This is a genomic window from Streptomyces sp. GS7, from assembly GCF_009834125.1.
GTDB lineage: Bacteria > Actinomycetota > Actinomycetes > Streptomycetales > Streptomycetaceae > Streptomyces.
The window spans coordinates 1,515,580-1,531,028 of record NZ_CP047146.1 but is presented as its reverse complement, the minus strand read 5'-3'; the positions used below and the strand labels follow the sequence as shown (position 1 = coordinate 1,531,028).

General features: G+C 71.5%; 13 protein-coding genes and 2 tRNA genes. 2 read left to right on the top strand and 13 right to left on the bottom strand.

What is annotated here, in order from left to right; translation table 11 throughout:
• Positions 1-5 precede the first annotated feature (5 nt).
• From GR130_RS06415 to GR130_RS06395, 5 genes are all read right to left on the bottom strand, one after another.
• Positions 6-851 (bottom strand): DegV family protein, encoded by an 846-nt coding sequence (locus GR130_RS06415; RefSeq protein WP_159503804.1) that lies wholly within the window; start codon positions 849-851, stop codon positions 6-8.
• Between the two features lie 516 nt (positions 852-1,367).
• Entirely contained in the window at positions 1,368-2,177 is an 810-nt protein-coding gene (locus GR130_RS06410) for a hypothetical protein (RefSeq protein WP_159503803.1), read from the bottom strand.
• Between the two features lie 416 nt (positions 2,178-2,593).
• Positions 2,594-5,488: a leucine--tRNA ligase gene (locus GR130_RS06405; RefSeq protein WP_159503802.1), complete on the bottom strand. Its 2,895-nt coding sequence runs from the start codon at positions 5,486-5,488 to the stop codon at positions 2,594-2,596.
• 324 nt (positions 5,489-5,812) lie between these two features.
• Positions 5,813-7,768: a S53 family peptidase gene (locus GR130_RS06400; RefSeq protein WP_159503801.1), complete on the bottom strand. Its 1,956-nt coding sequence runs from the start codon at positions 7,766-7,768 to the stop codon at positions 5,813-5,815.
• A 350-nt stretch (positions 7,769-8,118) separates the two neighbouring features.
• A tRNA-Ala gene (locus GR130_RS06395) sits at positions 8,119-8,191 on the bottom strand.
• 214 nt (positions 8,192-8,405) lie between these two features.
• Between GR130_RS06395 and GR130_RS06390 the strand changes: the two genes are divergently transcribed.
• Complete coding sequence (locus GR130_RS06390) at positions 8,406-9,803, top strand: glycosyltransferase 87 family protein (protein WP_159503800.1); 1,398 nt, start codon at positions 8,406-8,408, stop codon at positions 9,801-9,803.
• A 406-nt stretch (positions 9,804-10,209) separates the two neighbouring features.
• On the opposite strand, the gene GR130_RS06385 is transcribed toward GR130_RS06390, so the two are convergent.
• Genes GR130_RS06385 through GR130_RS06375 form a run of 3 tightly spaced genes read right to left on the bottom strand, consistent with a single transcriptional unit; the run spans position 10,210 to position 11,010 of the window.
• A complete protein-coding gene (locus GR130_RS06385; RefSeq protein WP_018538025.1) occupies positions 10,210-10,443 on the bottom strand; it encodes a hypothetical protein in 234 nt (77 codons plus the stop codon).
• Between the two features lie 3 nt (positions 10,444-10,446).
• Positions 10,447-10,692 (bottom strand): hypothetical protein, encoded by a 246-nt coding sequence (locus GR130_RS06380; protein ID WP_159503799.1) that lies wholly within the window; start codon positions 10,690-10,692, stop codon positions 10,447-10,449.
• Positions 10,693-10,749: 57 nt separating this feature from the next.
• Positions 10,750-11,010 (bottom strand): hypothetical protein, encoded by a 261-nt coding sequence (locus tag GR130_RS06375; protein ID WP_159503798.1) that lies wholly within the window; start codon positions 11,008-11,010, stop codon positions 10,750-10,752.
• A 45-nt stretch (positions 11,011-11,055) separates the two neighbouring features.
• Here GR130_RS06375 and GR130_RS06370 point away from each other — a divergent pair, with 45 nt between their 5' ends.
• On the top strand, positions 11,056-11,409 hold the full coding sequence (locus GR130_RS06370) for an MmyB family transcriptional regulator (RefSeq protein WP_236572850.1): 354 nt from the start codon (positions 11,056-11,058) through the stop codon (positions 11,407-11,409).
• Positions 11,410-11,517: 108 nt separating this feature from the next.
• Here GR130_RS06370 and GR130_RS06365 read toward each other — a convergent pair.
• The 5 genes from GR130_RS06365 to nadD form a co-directional block, all read right to left on the bottom strand.
• A tRNA-Ala gene (locus GR130_RS06365) sits at positions 11,518-11,590 on the bottom strand.
• A gap of 112 nt (positions 11,591-11,702) precedes the next feature.
• Positions 11,703-12,356, bottom strand: coding sequence for a histidine phosphatase family protein (locus tag GR130_RS06360; RefSeq protein ID WP_159509787.1), 654 nt, complete (start codon positions 12,354-12,356; stop codon positions 11,703-11,705).
• Complete coding sequence (gene rsfS, locus GR130_RS06355; RefSeq protein WP_159503796.1) at positions 12,353-12,787, bottom strand: ribosome silencing factor; 435 nt, start codon at positions 12,785-12,787, stop codon at positions 12,353-12,355. The genes GR130_RS06360 and rsfS overlap by 4 nt, the downstream gene beginning before the upstream one ends.
• Before the next feature lie 185 nt (positions 12,788-12,972).
• Positions 12,973-14,766 (bottom strand): LCP family protein, encoded by a 1,794-nt coding sequence (locus GR130_RS06350; RefSeq protein ID WP_159503795.1) that lies wholly within the window; start codon positions 14,764-14,766, stop codon positions 12,973-12,975.
• A gap of 24 nt (positions 14,767-14,790) precedes the next feature.
• Positions 14,791-15,402, bottom strand: coding sequence for a nicotinate-nucleotide adenylyltransferase (gene nadD / locus GR130_RS06345; RefSeq protein WP_159503794.1), 612 nt, complete (start codon positions 15,400-15,402; stop codon positions 14,791-14,793).
• Positions 15,403-15,449: the final 47 nt, after the last annotated feature.

The window sequence follows — 15,449 nt, the reverse complement described above, 5'->3', positions numbered from 1 at the left end:
GTCCCTCACCTCGGTGACACCACAGCCCCCAATAGCCCCGGGCCCGTGTGCGCGCCGATCACCGCGCCGACCTCGCTCACATGGAGTTCGTTCAGCCCCGGCACCCGCTCCCGCAGCCGCTGGGCCAGCGCGTCCGCGCGCTCCGCCGCCGCGAGATGGTGGACGGCGATATCGACCTGGCCCTCCCCCGCCCGCTCCGCGGCGATCTCCTCCAGCCGCGCGATGGCCTTGGAAGCCGTACGGACCTTCTCCAGCAATTCGATCCGTCCGTCGGCGAGTTGGAGGATCGGCTTCACGGCGAGCGCCGAGCCGAGCAGTGCCTGCGCCGCGCCGATCCGGCCGCCGCGCCGCAGATAGTCGAGGGTGTCGACGTAGAAGTAGGCGGAGGTACCCGCGGCGCGCTTCTCCGCCGCGGCCACCGCGTCGTCCGCGTCCCCGCCGCCCTCCACCGCCTCCGCAGCGGCCAGGGCGCAGAACCCGAGCGCCATCGCCACCATTCCGGTGTCCACGACCCGTACCGGCACGGGGGCATCCTTCGCCGCGAGCACCGCCGCGTCGTAGGTGCCGGAGAACTCCGAGGAGAGATGGAGCGAAACGATGCTGCCCGCCCCCTCCGCCGCGATCGCGCGGTAGGTTTCGGCGAACACCGTGGGGCTCGGCCGCGAGGTCGTCACGGGCCGGCGCTTCTGGAGCGCCTGGGCGACGGATCTCGCGGAGATCTCGGTGCCCTCCTCCAGGGCCTGGTCCCCCAGGACGACGGTCAGCGGTACGGCCGTGATGCGGTGGCGCTCGATAGCCGTCCGCGGCAGGTAGGCCGTGGAATCGGTGACGATCGCGACATGGCGGGACATGACTGGGAGATTATCCGGGGATCCGAACGCCCGACAGTCCGGGCCCCTCCCCAAGATCTTCCAGGTTTCACCAAGGCTCTGCCAAGACCCCATAGCTCACCGGCAAGACCCCATGGCTCACCGGCCGTCGGGCCGACAGCCACCGGCAGGAGACCGGGGTGACGGAGATCCCCGGACCGCCGCTTTCAACGTTTGGTGCTCTTCTTCCCCCTCCCCCCTGCCCACCCACCCCCACCCCACCCGGCCCCACCAGAGCCTCAAGCCGCAGAGACACAGAGGGCCTCAGAAACACGGAAGCACGGACGCACGGATGCGCAGAAGCGCAGAAGCGCAGAAGCGCAGAAGCGCAGAAGCGCAAGAGCGCAGCTACGTAGAAGCACACAGGCTCAGAGCCGCAGAGCCTCGGAACCTCAAAGCCCCGACACCTCCATGGCTCGGAATCACGAGAACCCGGGAGCCCGGACGCCGCGAAGCTCACAACGCCAGGCGGCCCGTGTCCCGCCGTCCCTCCGCGCGTCAGGTCTTCTCCCGCTGGGTCTCCTCCCGCAGGGGCTTCTCCCACGGATACGACCGCTGGGTACGCGGATCCGGGGCGGTGATCGCCGGAGCCTCCTCCCCCGAGGGCCCCCACGAGTAGGCCCCACCGGCCCCACCGGCCGCGCCGGCACCCGGACCCGCTGCCGCACCGGGTATGGAACCGGAGTCGGAGTCAGAGCCCGAGCCGGAACCCGCACCGGAACCGGCCCCCGATCCCGTCCGCGTGGGCCCACTCTCCGGGGCGTCCGCCGTCCAGTGCCGTAGTGCGCCCACCTCCACGTCGATCTGGTCGGTCAGCGCCGACAGGTCGTCGTCGGCGAACTTGCGGGCCCGGTCACAGGCGGCCCAGCGCAGCGACTCCGCGGAGTGGGTGATCCGCTCCGTGCGCTCCCGGAGTTCGGGGAGCCGGGCCGCGATGGTGGCCTTGTCGGGCTCCCGTTCCAGTCGCCGCAGCTCGTCGTCCAGTTCGTGGCCGTGGGCGCTGAGCCGCTCGAAGAGGCCGACCGCCTCGCCGAGCGAGGCGTCGTCCGAGGAGCCGGTGCGCAGCACTTCCTGGGTGGACCGCATGGACGTCCGCAGGGACAGCCGCAGTTGTGCCAGCTCGCCGACCGCACCGGGCTGGGTGAACTGACGGGCGCGCAGGGTGGTGTCCTCGACCGTTCGGCGGGCCTGGGCGACCTTGCGGTCCACCCCGCGCTTGGCCGCCTGCACCGCCTTGACCGTGAGGAACACCCCGGCCGCCACGAACAGCACGAAGAGCAACCCGATGACGGCGACAGCGGCTTCCATGGACGCTCCCCAGAGGTGTCGGCGGCGCCGACTCCGCGTCGGCGCCCGTACCTCCACGGTAAACGCCCAGGGCAGGTCGAGGGTTCCGAACGGACCCCCAACCTGCCCGTAGGGGAAAGCCCCTAGATCGATGGTGGCGCACCCCGAGACGAGGCCGTCCCGGACGGCGTTCCCGCAGGTCAGCCGCCGGGCGGGGCCCGGAGGACCGGAGCCGTGGACGGCCGCTGTCCGCACACCGGCCACACGCCGGCCGGCCACCGGTCGGCGTCGGCGGGCCACCCGGCCGGCCACCTGGGCGACCTCTCGCCCACCGGTGCCCGGCCGGCGGCCCGCTACGTCAGCTCCTTCGTCCAGCCCCTCGACCAGCTTCTGGTCAAGTTCCTCGTCGAGTTCCTCACCCAGTGCGCCGGCGCCCGCTACGCCGGAACGATGTTCACCAGCTTCGGCGCCCGGACGATCACCTTGCGGATGCCCGCGCCGCCCAGCGCCGCGACCACCGCCGGCTCCGCCAGCGCGGCGGTCTCCAGGTCCGCGTCGGAGATCGACGGCGCGACCTCCAGCCGGGCCTTGACCTTGCCCTTGATCTGGACGACGCAGGTGACGGTCTCGTCGACCACGTACGCCGGGTCGGCCACCGGGAAGTCCGCGTGCACCACCGAGTCGGTGTGGCCCAGCTTGCGCCACAGCTCCTCGGCGATGTGCGGGGCCAGCGGGGCGATCAGCAGCACCAGCTGCTCCGCGATGGTGCGCGGGACCGGGCCTCCCGCCTTCGTCAGGTGGTTGTTCAGCTCGGTGATCTTGGCGATGGCGGTGTTGAACCGCAGGTTCGCCATGTCTTGGGTGACACCGTCGATCGCCTTGTGCAGCGCCCGCAGCGTGGCCTCGTCCGGCTCGGTGTCGGCGACGGTGGCCGCACCGGTCGCCTCGTCCACGACGTTGCGCCACAGCCGCTGCAGCAGGCGGTACTGGCCGACCACGGCGCGGGTGTCCCAGGGGCGGGAGACGTCCAGCGGGCCCATCGCCATCTCGTACAGGCGCAGGGTGTCCGCGCCGTACTCGGCGCAGATCTCGTCCGGCGTGACGGCGTTCTTCAGGGACTTGCCCATCTTGCCCAGCAGTCGGGAGACCTTGCCGCCCTCGTAGTAGAAGACGCCTCCGTCGTGCTCCTCGACCTCGGCCGCCGGGACGGCGATACCGCGGGTGTCCCGGTAGACGTACGCCTGGATCATGCCCTGGTTGTACAGCTTGTGGAACGGCTCCGCGGACGAGACGTGCCCCAAGTCGTGCAGCACCTTGGACCAGAAGCGGGCGTACAGCAGGTGCAGTACGGCGTGCTCGGCGCCGCCCACGTACAGGTCGACACCGCCGTGCGGCTGGCCCTCGCGCGGGCCCATCCAGTACTGCTCGACGTCCGGGTCGACCAGTGCGCCGTCGTTCTTCGGGTCCAGGTAGCGCATCTCGTACCAGCACGAACCCGCCCAGTTGGGCATGGTGTTGGTCTCGCGGCGGTAGCGCCGCACCCCGCGGCCGTCGCCCAGGTCCAGCTCGACGTCGACCCAGTCCTCGTTACGGGACAGCGGGGTCTCGGGCCGGGTGTCGGCGTCGTCCGGGTCGAAGGTGCGCGGCGAGTAGTCGTCGACCTCGGGCAGTTCCAGCGGCAGCATCGAGGCCGGCAGCGGGTGCGCCACACCGTCCTCGTCGTAGACGATCGGGAACGGCTCGCCCCAGTAGCGCTGGCGGCTGAACAGCCAGTCGCGCAGCCGGAAGTTGACGGTGCCCTCGCCGATGCCGCCGGCGGTCAGCCAGTCGGTGATCCTCGCCTTGGCCTCGGCCACGCCCAGGCCGTCCAGCGAGATGGTGCCGTGGGACGAGTTGACCAGCTTCGCGTCGTACGAGCCGAACGCGTCGTCCCAGGCGGCGGGGTCGGTGCCGCGGCCGTCGGTGGGCTCGACGACGCAGCGCATCGGCAGTTCGAAGGCGCGGGCGAAGGCGAAGTCGCGGGTGTCGTGGGCCGGGACGGCCATGATCGCGCCGGTGCCGTAGCCCATCAGGACGTAGTCGGCGATGAAGACCGGGATCCGCTCGCCGCTGACCGGGTTGGTGGCGTGGACGCCGGTGAAGACACCGGTCTTGTCCTTGGCCTCGGCCTGCCGCTCGACGTCCGACTTGGCGGCGGCCTGCTTGCGGTAGGCGGCGACGGCCTCGGCGGGGGTGGCGTGGCCGCCGGTCCACACGTCGTGGGTGCCCTCGGGCCAGGCGTCGGGAACGATGGAGCCGGTGCCGTCGTCGGAGCCGGCGATCAGCGGGTGCTCAGGGGCCAGCACCATGTAGGTCGCGCCGAACAGGGTGTCCTGGCGGGTGGTGAAGACGGTGATCTTGTCGTCGCCGGCGGGGAAGTCGACCCGGGCGCCCTCGGAGCGGCCGATCCAGTTGCGCTGCTGCAGCTTGATGGCCTCCGGCCAGTCCAGCGCGTCCAGGTCGTTCAGCAGCCGGTCGGCGTAGGCGGTGATGCGCATGTTCCACTGGCGCAGCTTGGACTTGAAGACCGGGTAGTTGCCGCGCTCGGAGCGGCCCTCGGCGGTGACCTCCTCGTTGGCCAGCACGGTGCCCAGTCCGGGGCACCAGTTGACCGGCGCGTCCGAGGCGTACGCCAGGCGGTACCCGCCCAGGACGTCGGCCCGCTCGATCGGGCTCAGTTCGCTCCAGGGACGGCCGTCGGGCGTCTGCCGGGTGCCGGCCTCGAACTGGGCGACCAGGGTGTCGATCGGACGGGCCGCGTCCGCGTCGGGGTCGTACCAGGAGTTGAAGATCTGCAGGAAGATCCACTGGGTCCACTTGTAGTACGCCGGGTCGATCGTCTCGATCGAGCGGCGCTGGTCGTGGCCCAGGCCCAGCCGGCGCAGCTGGCGCCGCATGTTGACGATGTTGGCCTCGGTGGAGACCCTCGGGTGGGTGCCGGTCTGGACGGCGTACTGCTCGGCCGGCAGCCCGAAGGCGTCGAAGCCCAGGGTGTGCAGGACGTTGTGGCCCGTCATGCGCTGGTGGCGGGCGTAGACGTCGGTGGCGATGAAGCCCAGGGGGTGGCCGACGTGCAGCCCCGCACCCGAGGGGTAGGGGAACATGTCCATGATGAACTTCTTGGGACGGGCCACCAGCTCGGCGTCGCCGGCCAGGCCGCCCTTCGGGTTCGGGGCCTCGTAGGTCCCCGCCGCCTCCCAGAAGTCCTGCCAGCGTGCCTCGATGTCGGCGGCCAGCGCGGCCGTATAGCGGTGCGGCGCTGCCACCTCGGCAGCCGAAGTCGTCTCGCTCATCGTCCTCAAAGCTCCATCGATCGTCTCTGCCTGCGGCTGCTGCGGACACGGTTCCTGCCGAAACAAAAACGCCCCTCACACAGGAGGGGACGCCGCGCCGATGCCGATCCGGGCGGCCACAGCACATGGCCCGGTCGGGACTGAGTCAGCGCGGCCCGCTAAGCAGAAGGCGTACGGCACACATGGCGCCAGGGTACCGCAGGGGCAACGGGGCCCGCGCCCGGGTTTCCCCGGCGCGAGCCCCGCGCCCGTTGCGCCACGCTCCGCCACCGCCGTGCCCAGGAGGTCACGGATCACGCGGAGCGGTAGTGCAGGCCCCTGGCATCAGGGGCGGTAGGAACTCACATATCCGGCGCCCGGCGAGCCCACGCCGGTGACGTTGTCGTATCCGACGGTCGCGTGCAGGGAGCTGTCCTGCCCCAGGGTGCGCAGCGACGTCGTGGTGCCCTTGGCGGCGTCCGCCCCGTTGACATAGTCGACACGGACGACCGCCAGGCCACGGCCGGCACCCAGGGGGTGGTCGGTGACGTCGTGGTACGCGGCGGTGCCGTAGCGCTGGTAGATGGCGGGGTTGGCGAAGCCGATGGCGACGCCGTGCCGGGCCTGCGTCGCCAGTGCCTGGACACCCGCGATCACCGGCGCCGCCAGGGAGGTGCCGCCGATGCGGTACTCGTCATAGCCGAGCTTGCCGTTGGGCAGGGTCTGGGTCTGGCCGACCAGGAAGCCGGTGTTGGGGTCCGCCACGGCCGAGATGTCCGGAACGGTCCGCATCGCACTGCCACCGTTGGCCTTCGCCAGCCCGTCCGGGACGACACCGCGCTGGTAGAAGGGCTGCGGGACGCTCTTGCTGGTGCCGCCGCCCGCGCCGCCGTTGAAGGTGCCGGGGAAGTCGGTCCAGTCGCCGTCCTTGGAGAGCACCGACTTCTGGGTGCCCCAGCCGGTCTCCCACTGGTACGTGTTGCCCTTGCCGATGGCCAGGGAGGTGCCGCCGACCGCGGTCACCCATGCGGAGTTCGCCGGGGTGCCCACCTGCTTGGAGCCGGTCTTGGCGACCTCGTCGCCGTCGTCACCGGAGGAGAAGTAGAAGCCGATGCCCTGCACCGCGCCCTGCTGGAAGAGCTGGTCGTAGGCGGCGGCCACGTCCGGGGTCTCGTTCGCCTCGACGTCGCCCCAGGAGTTGGAGACGATGTCGGCGAGGTGGCCGTCGACGACCTTGCCGAGCGAGTCGAGCAGGTCGTCGTCCTGGCAGGAGGCGGAGCCCACGTAGACGATGTCGGAGGCCGGGGCGACCGCGTGGACGGCCTCGACGTCGAGGGTCTCCTCGCCGTACCAGCCGGCCGCACCGCAGTCCGCGATGTGCGTGTAGTCCTTGGGCAGCACCTGCGACAGCTGGCCCTTGCGGTAGCGGGGGTCGCCGTTGCGGTGCGCGTAGGTGTCCGCGTCCTTGGCGATGGTCGGCGAGGCGTACGCGTCGGTGATCGCGACGGTGACGCCCTTACCGGTCCAGTTCTTCGCGCCGTAGGCGGCGCGCAGCTGCTTGCCGGTGTAGCCCTTGATCGCGTACGGCGCCTTGCCCCCGAAGGCCGACGGCAGGCCGGTGTTCGTCCGGGAGCCGTAGTACGAGGAGAACGGCCCGGCGTTGCGGAAGACCGGGGAGGGCGGCGGCAGCTGGGCGGAGTGGTGCTGGGCGAACCGCGGCGCGTTGTCCAGGCCGGTGACCGTCAGGACCGCGTCGGACACCGAGCCGGGAGCGGAGGCGGTGGCCGACGGCGCGTGGTAAGTGTGGCCGTTCTTGCGGTAGTTGTGCAGGTCGGTCGCGAAGGCCCGCTGGGCGGCAGCCGCGTCGCCCTTGACCGTGACAAAGCGGTTGGTGGTTCCGGTGACCGTCAGGCCGGACTTTTTCAGCCAGGCGGTCACCCTGGCTATCTGGTCCTTCGTCGCACCGTAGCGGGCACGCACCTGGGCGGGGCTCAGGTACTTCCCGTACGCGGCGGAGTGCGGGTCCGACACGGCCTTGGCGTACTCCGCGAGGCCCTTGGCGTCGCGGCCGGCCAGGTAGACCCGGGCGGTGACGCCCGTGGAGTCGGCGGCGGCACCCTGGTCGGCCTGGTCGGTGGCCCACTGCGGCTTGGTGCCCTGCAGTGCGTGCCGACCCCCGTCGTGGCCTGCGGCGTCGGCGGCCGGCGCGCCCAGCGCCAGCGTTCCGGCGACCAGCGGCAGCGCCGCTGCCCAGGCCAGACCGGCACGGGCGCGCGGCGATCTGGTACGGCTTGCTCTCATGTAACCCCCTGCTGTGGCGATGCGGTGCGCTGCGTGGTGACGCGCTGCGCCGGTGCGCCGATGCGCGGCACCTCACGAGCGGTGAATGCGTTGGATGTGACGGTCACGCGATTCGCCACTCTTTCGGTGAACGGTTCATGTCAGGGATATGCGATCACCAAGAAGAGACCAAGGAACGGCAATGTCCGGGTAGGAATGACGTCTGAGGGGACGCCCAACTCGCCCTGGCGGACGCCTCGATGACCGGATATCAGCGCAACCTTGGAGAAACGTCCCCGCCCTGGACGCCGTCCCCGGGCAACACGCAGCAGAGCGGGCCGTCCGCATCGGACGACCCGCTCTGTCTTCTGTGGAGCTAAGGAGAATTGAACTCCTGACCTCCTGCATGCCATGCAGGCGCTCTACCAACTGAGCTATAGCCCCAGGCCTTGTTCCGCTGCGGTTTCCTTCCGGCTCCCCGCTGCGGCATCGCCTACATTACACGGACCTCCCCGCCTTCTGCCAAATCGCCCGCCCGTCACCCGACCACCGCCCCTGGACGAGGCCCTTCGGGCCGCAGCGCCCCCGAGGGCCCTCCGGCGGGACCCGAGGTACTGTCGGCGAGCCGTGCCCGATTCGTCCAGGGAGCCCGTACGCCGTGACCGCGCCGGAGCTGGAAGCGCCCACCGACCCCCGCGGTCCGCGCCCCCTCGTGGGCGCCGTCCGCCGCCACCCGACCCTCGTGGCGGCACTGGCCTGCCTGGTCTCCTTCGCCGCCTTCTGGGTCGTCCAGCGCCTGGCGCATGTGTCGATGATCGACCTCATGGTCTACCGCGCCGAGGGCTGGACCGCCCGCAACGGCGAGGACCTCTACGACATGGTGGCCACCTCCGCGCATCTGCCCAACACCTATCCGCCCTTCGCCGCGCTGCTGTTCATACCTCTGACCTTCTTCGGCGTCGGGACGATGCGCACCCTCGCCACCGCCGGCAACCTCGTCCTGCTCGTCGCCGTCGTCCACCTCTCCCTGCGCCTGGTCGGACGGCCCCGGCGGCTGCCCCGGCCCGCGGCCACGCTGGCGCTCTCCGCGCTGCTGGTGTGGTGCGAGCCGGTCTGGACGACGCTGCGCTACGGCCAGATCAACCTGCTGCTCGCCGTCATGGTGCTGTGGGACCTGACGCGCCGGGACGGCAACCGCTGGGCGGGCATAGGCATCGGGATCGCGGCCGGCATCAAGCTGACCCCGGCGCTCTTCGTCGTCTTCCTCGCCCTGGCCGGTGCGGTCCGCGCCGGCCGGATGCTCCGCTCCGGCGCGGACCGGCGCGCCGCCTGGAACCCCTGGCTGCGGCAGGCCGCGGTCGCCACCGGGACGTTCTGCGCCACCGTCCTCCTCTCCGCGATCGCGCTACCGCGCGACTCGCACCGCTTCTGGACGCAGATCGTGTTCGCCGCCGACCGGGTCGGTGAGGTGGAGATCACCGCGAACCAGTCGCTGCGCGGCGCCCTGGCCCGGCTGCTGCACACCGACACCCCGGGCACCGCCTGGTTGGCCCTGGCCGCCCTGACCGCGGCAGCCGGGCTGGCCCTGGCCGCCGGGTCGCTGCTGCGCGGCCAGCGCTCCTGGGCGACCCTCGCCTGCGCCGCGACCGCCCTGCTGGTCAGCCCGATCTCCTGGTCCCACCACTGGGTGTGGGGCGTCCCGATGCTGATCCTGCTCGGCTCCGAGGCCCTGGAGAACACCGGCGCCGCCGCGCGCCGCTGGTGGGCGGTGACCGCCGTGATGGGGCTGATGTTCTGCTCGTTCGCGCTGTGGTGGGTACCGCACCGCTGGCACCAGCACGCGGAACTGCACCAGAACGGCGGCCAGATGCTGCTCTCCGCCGTCTACCCGCTCGCCGGGCTGACGCTGCTGGCACTTGCCGCGGTCCGACTGCGGCGGCTCACCCGGCGCGACGCCCGCGGCGGTGCCGGCGGTCCCGGCGACACCGGCGCGGACAGTGGCGGCGACGGCACCGGCACCGGCCCCCGTCAGGCCGCGGTCGCCGGCGATATCTGAAGCCGCCGCGCCCGCCCCGCAGTTGACCGTCGCTCACTCCGGCCCGCGCCGACCCCACGGGCTTTGACGCCCCCTTGGGCCGTGACGATCCCCTGGACCTCGACGACACCACGGGCGCTACAGGCGGCCCGGCCCGCGCGCCCCGGACAACCGGGCCCACAGCGCGCCGTACACCGGCACGATGCGCGTTCTTCCCTGTCCGTCATATCCGCCCCCGTCACGCTATACCGTGCCGCCGCGGCCGATTCCGGCGGCGGCTCGTACTGCGGGAACGCGCAGCCGCTCCGCGGGAGTTCCGACTCACCGAAGACGATCGAAAGTGTTCACCGCTGACCGGCACCGCCCGGAAACGACCGCGTGGCGGGAGTACGCGGCCCGGCCGACGGGCCCCAACTCACGCCGTAACTCACGCCGTGGCGAACGAATAGAACCGTTTCAGCGTGCAGTGCTCGTCCAGCAGCCGGCCGTAGATCGGCTCCCCCTCGAGTTCCCGGTAGGTCTCGATGGGGTCGCCCTTTATGACCAGGGCGCGGGCGCATTCCTCGCACCAGTACTGGTAGTCGGCGTTGACCGGTTCCATGTCCCGGACGATCGGCGTACCGCTGCCGCACCAGTCGCATTTCCTGCTGTGGGCGCCCATCCATCAGCTCCAACTGTGGCCGCAGGCCGTACAGACGAAGGAAATCCCCCCGTTGTCGCCCAGCACCTGGGCGACGTGGGAGGAACCGCACGCGGGGCACTGGAGAGCGGAACCCTCACCACCGCACGCGGAAGCCGGACCGTCGACAGGGCAGGTGAAGCGGAGCACGTATTCCGGCAGCCAGTCATAACCCTGCGCCTCGGCCACGTCGAGGAGGTCGTTGACCTCCTCAAGGATGCTCGTGGGCATCGCGATCTCTCCTCCTCTGGCGGCGCCGTCCGATTCTGCCACGGACCGCCCACCGGGTCAGGACCGCCGTCCCGCCACCCCGGCGGCCCAGCCGCACACCGCCGCGCCGGCCAGCGCGAGAACGCTCCCCCACAGAGCCCGCGCCGCGCCGGCCGCCCCCTCAGCCGCCAGCCGATTCAGGAAGGCCGTCCCGAAAAGCGACGTTCCCAGCAGCAGTCCGACCTGGTTGACGGTCACCACCAGCCCGCTCGCATCCGCCGCGTCCTCCCGGCGCACGGACGCCAACGCGGCGGCGTTGTCAGTGCCATCGCCTTTCATGGCAGGTGGAGTTGACGGGGTGCCGGCGGCGTCCCTGAGGTGAGGGTGCCCGCTGATCGCCCGGCTTCAGGGACCAGTGAGGAGTTCGCGCGCCTGTGGGCGGGCGGGGATGTCGCGCCGCACGCCCGCCGCATGAAGGTGATCCGGCACGCCTCGGTCGGCGAGGTGCGGCTGGTATCGACGTCGCTGGTGGTGGGCGCGGTCCCCGAGACCCGGATCGTGGTCTACACCCCGGCCGACGAGGAGAGCCGCAGGCTGACGGCGGTGCTGCGCACGGTCCATGACCCGGTCCTCGGCTGCCCGGCGCATCGGCGGCCCACCTCCGAGGTCGTGGCGGAGCTGGAGCGGAAGTGGGAGGGGCAGGGGGAGGGCAGCTGGGCCGCGTCGTCGCTGCGCTGACCGGCGGTGCGCGCCAACTCCCGGGCCCGCGGCCCGAAGCGCGCAGCCGAGCCGGGCGCCGTAACGCGAAGATCCCGCCTCCTGCTGGAGACGGGATCTTCCGGGTTGTGGAGCTAAGGAGAATTGAACTCCTGACCTCCTGCATGCCATGCAGGCGCTCTACCAACTGAGCTATAGCCCCGGGTCTTGTTCCGCCCCTCCGGGTTTCCCCCGGCGGCGCCGCGAACAAGAAGAACTTTAGCCTGCGACCTGCCCGGATGTGAAATCCGGAGGGCCGCCCCCGCTCCGGGGGCTCAGGCGTCGTCGCCGAGCACCGGCTCCGGGAGGGTGCCGGCGTTGTGCTCCAGCAGCCGCCAGCCGCGGGCGCCTTCGCCGAGGACGGACCAGCAGCAGTTCGACAGGCCGCCCAGGCTCTCCCAGTAGTGGGAGTCCAGTCCGAGCATCCGCCCGATGGTGGTGCGGATCGTGCCGCCGTGGCTGACGACGACCAGGGTGCCCTCGTCGGGCAGCTTGTCGGCGTGGTTGAGCACCACCGGGGCGGCCCGGTCGGCGACCTCGGTCTCCAGTTCGCCGCCACCGCGGCGCACCGGCTCACCGCGCTTCCAGGCGGTGTACTGCTCGCCGTACTGCGCCAGGATCTCGTCGTGCGTCAGGCCCTGCCAGGAGCCCGCGTAGGTCTCCCGCAGCGCCGGGTCGTGCGTCACGTCGAGACGGGTCAGGGCGGCCAGCTCGTCGGCGGTCGCCGCCGCCCGGCGCAGATCGGACGCGATGATGGCGTCCGGCCTCAGGGCGGCGAGCAGCCGGGCCGAGCGCCGCGCCTGGGCGAGGCCGGTCTCGGTCAGCTCGATGTCCGTCGAGCCCTGGAAGCGGCGCTCCAGATTCCAGGCCGTCTGGCCGTGGCGCCACAGGACGACGCGGCGGCCCCGGCCGCCCTTGGTGCCGTTCAGAGCAGATCTCCGTCCTCGTGGCCCGCGGTGGCCTCGGCGTGCGCGGCGGCCTTGCCACGGGTGGCCTTGGCCTCCTCGGGGAGGTCGAGTTCGGGGCAGTCCTTCCACAGGCGTTCGAGCGCGTAGTAGACCCGCTCCTCGCTGTGCTGGACGTGGATGACGATGTCGACGTAGTCGAGCAGCACCCAGCGCGCTTCCCGGTCGCCCTCGCGGCGGACCGGCTTGGCGCCGAGGTCCTTGTTGAGTCGTTCCTCGATCTCGTCGACGATCGCCTTGACCTGGCGGTCGCTGGGCGCGGAGGCCAGCAGGAAGGCGTCGGTGATCGAGAGGACGTCACTGACGTCGTACGCGATGATGTCGTGCGCGAGCTTGTCGGCCGCTGCCAGAGCGGCGGCGTTGATGAGCTCGATGGAGCGGTCCGTGGCGGTCACAAGCGGCTTTCCGGGTCGGGGGGTGCTTCTCCGGCCGGGGCACTGGGCGCGCGGCGGAGCCGGGGCGCGCCGCGGCCCGCCGGTCGGTCGGATCAGCGGTCAGGTACCCCTCAAGGGTCTCACGGACCACCGACACTCCCGGCGGGCTTTTCGGGCCCGCCGGTCGGTGCCGGTGTTCGACCAGGTCAGCCCTTGTAGTCCTGGCCCAGGACGACGCCGATGTCCGCGTTCGAGGCGACCTTGCCCTGCGTGACCGCGCCGGCCGGGAGGCCCAGCGTCTTGGCGACCTCGGCGGCCTTCGCCTTCTGTGCGGCGTCCGCGTACGTCACCTGGGAGGTGGCGGCCGTGGTGTCGCTGCCGCCGTCGACGAAGGTGTAGCCGCCGTTGAGGAGGGCGACCTGCGCCTTGCCGGTGGCGGCCTTCTCGCCGGAGGCGTTGCGGACCGCGACCCGGGGGGTCGTGCCGGAGGCGGTCTTCTTGACCGTGCCGCCCAGGACGTCCTTGACGACACCGGCCGCCGCGGACGGGCTGAGCGTCCCGTCGGCCTGCACGGGCAGCGTCGTGGTGGTGTAGGCGCCGGTCTTCGCCAGCTCCGCCCGCTGGGCCAGCGAGCTGCCCAGCTGGGCCTCGGTGAGCGGCGGGTCGAGCACCTGGAGGAGCGTCTTCACGGTGGCGGTGGCGCCGTCCGCGTCGCTGGAGACCTTCTTGAGGGTGGCCTGCATGACCTGCCCGAACCGCGCCAGCTGCTTGGTCTCGCTCTCGCCGGGCCCCTGGTAGGTGGCGTAGGCGACGGCCGCCTGCCCGTTGAGGGTCTGGGCGGAGCCCTGCTTGACCAGCGGGGAGTCGTCCTTCTTGGCGCCCGGTACGGCGGTGTCGGTGTCGAGGGTGATGCCGCCGACCGTCTCGACCAGGTTCTCCAGATAGGGGGTGTCCAGTCGCCAGCTGGCCTTGAGGTCGGCGCCCAGGAGGGTGTTGAGGGACTCCCGTGTCGGGTCGGTGCCGTCGTCCTTGACGGACTTGCCGAGCGTCGTGGTGGTGCCGTCGTCCTTGCTGACGATGAGGTTGTTGGGCAGCAGGAGGGTGGTGCCCTTGTGGGTGGTCTCGTTGTCCACGAGGAGGGCCGTGGAGCTGTTGCCGGTCTTGATGTCCCGCAGGTTCACGACGAGGACGTCGCGCTTCTGCGCGCCGGCCGCCGTGTCGGTGGCGCCGCCCGCGCCGGAGAGCCCCGGCAGTTTGCCGGCCCACCACAGGTAGCCGACCCCGCCGGCCACGAGGAGGGCCAGCACGACCGACAGCGCGACGATCCGGCTGCGCCCGCGCCGCTTGGCCTCCTCGCGCCGCTCGGTGCGGCTCTCGGTGAACTTCAGCCAGTCGATGACGTCCTCGGAGTCCTCGTCCGGCTCCTCGATGAACGAGAACTGCTCGGTGCCGTAGTCGGGCGCCGCGGACTCCGCTCCGGCGCGCTCGGCCTTCTCGGTGCCGGCCGGCGCGGCCGGCGCCTCGGGGCTCCGCTGCGGCGCCCCGGCGTGCTGCTCTCCGTAGGAGAACTGCTCGGGGACCTGCTCGTAGGCCGGCTGCGGCGCCTGCTGCGGGATCCACTCGCCCTGGTGGGGCCGGTGCGGCTGCTGCTGCGGCTGCGCGTACGGGTCGTACTGCTGGGGGTAGCCGGGCTGCTGCTGCACCTGCCCGCCGCCGTACTCATAGCCGTACTCCGGCTGCGCCTGGTACGGCTGCCCGCCCTGGCCGGGCTGCGCGCCGTAGGGGTCGTAGCCGTCGTGGACCGGCGGCGCGGTCTGCTGGGCCGGCTGCCCGTAGGGGTCGTAGTGCTGCTGCTCGTACGACGGCTGCGGTGCCTCCTGGTGCACCGGCCGGCCGTAGGCGTCGTAGGTGTGGCTCTGCTGTCCCCGACCCTGCCCGTGGGCATACGGGTCGTGGGCATACGGGTCCTGCGGACCGTACGGATCGTGTCGGTCACTCACCGGTACCCCTTTCCGTCAGCCCCGTCAGCGATCGTCGCGGTACAGCTGCTTCTTGTCGATGTAGCGCACCACACCGTCCGGTACCAGGTACCAGACCGGATCCCCCTGGGCGACGCGCGCCCGGCAGTCGGTCGAGGAGATGGCCAGCGCGGGCACCTCGACGAGCGACACCGCTCCCTCGGGCAGCCCGGGGTCCGCGAGGACGTGGCCGGGCCGGGTCACCCCGATGAAGTGGGCGAGCGAGACCAGCTCCGCGGCATCGTGCCAGGTCAGGATCTGGCTGAGCGCGTCGGCGCCGGTGATGAAGAACAGGTCCGCGTCCTGGTGTTCCGCGCGCAGATCACGCAGCGTGTCTATCGTGTACGTCTTGCCGCCGCGGTCGATGTCGATGCGGCTGACGGAGAACTGCGGGTTCGACGCGGTCGCGATGACCGTCATCAGATAGCGGTCCTCGGCCGGGGACACCTTCTTGTGGCTCTTCTGCCACGGCTGCCCCGTGGGCACAAAGATGACCTCGTCGAGGTGGAACTGGCTGGCCACCTCGCTTGCGGCGACCAGGTGTCCGTGATGGATCGGGTCGAACGTGCCGCCCATCACTCCGAGTCGCCGCTTCACGGGTCCTGTGTGCTCTCCCATGCGTGCAGACCCTACTTGGCCAGACGCGTTGCCGGGGGCCGGGTGTT

Coding starts and splice junctions, on each gene's coding strand:
- GR130_RS06415 (WP_159503804.1), bottom strand. CDS start 851: ATGTCCCGCCATGTCGCGATCGTCACCGATTCCACGGCCTACCTGCCG.
- GR130_RS06410 (WP_159503803.1), bottom strand. CDS start 2,177: ATGGAAGCCGCTGTCGCCGTCATCGGGTTGCTCTTCGTGCTGTTCGTG.
- GR130_RS06405 (WP_159503802.1), bottom strand. CDS start 5,488: ATGAGCGAGACGACTTCGGCTGCCGAGGTGGCAGCGCCGCACCGCTAT.
- GR130_RS06400 (WP_159503801.1), bottom strand. CDS start 7,768: ATGAGAGCAAGCCGTACCAGATCGCCGCGCGCCCGTGCCGGTCTGGCC.
- GR130_RS06385 (WP_018538025.1), bottom strand. CDS start 10,443: ATGGGCGCCCACAGCAGGAAATGCGACTGGTGCGGCAGCGGTACGCCG.
- GR130_RS06380 (WP_159503799.1), bottom strand. CDS start 10,692: ATGCCCACGAGCATCCTTGAGGAGGTCAACGACCTCCTCGACGTGGCC.
- GR130_RS06375 (WP_159503798.1), bottom strand. CDS start 11,010: ATGAAAGGCGATGGCACTGACAACGCCGCCGCGTTGGCGTCCGTGCGC.
- nadD (WP_159503794.1), bottom strand. CDS start 15,402: ATGGGAGAGCACACAGGACCCGTGAAGCGGCGACTCGGAGTGATGGGC.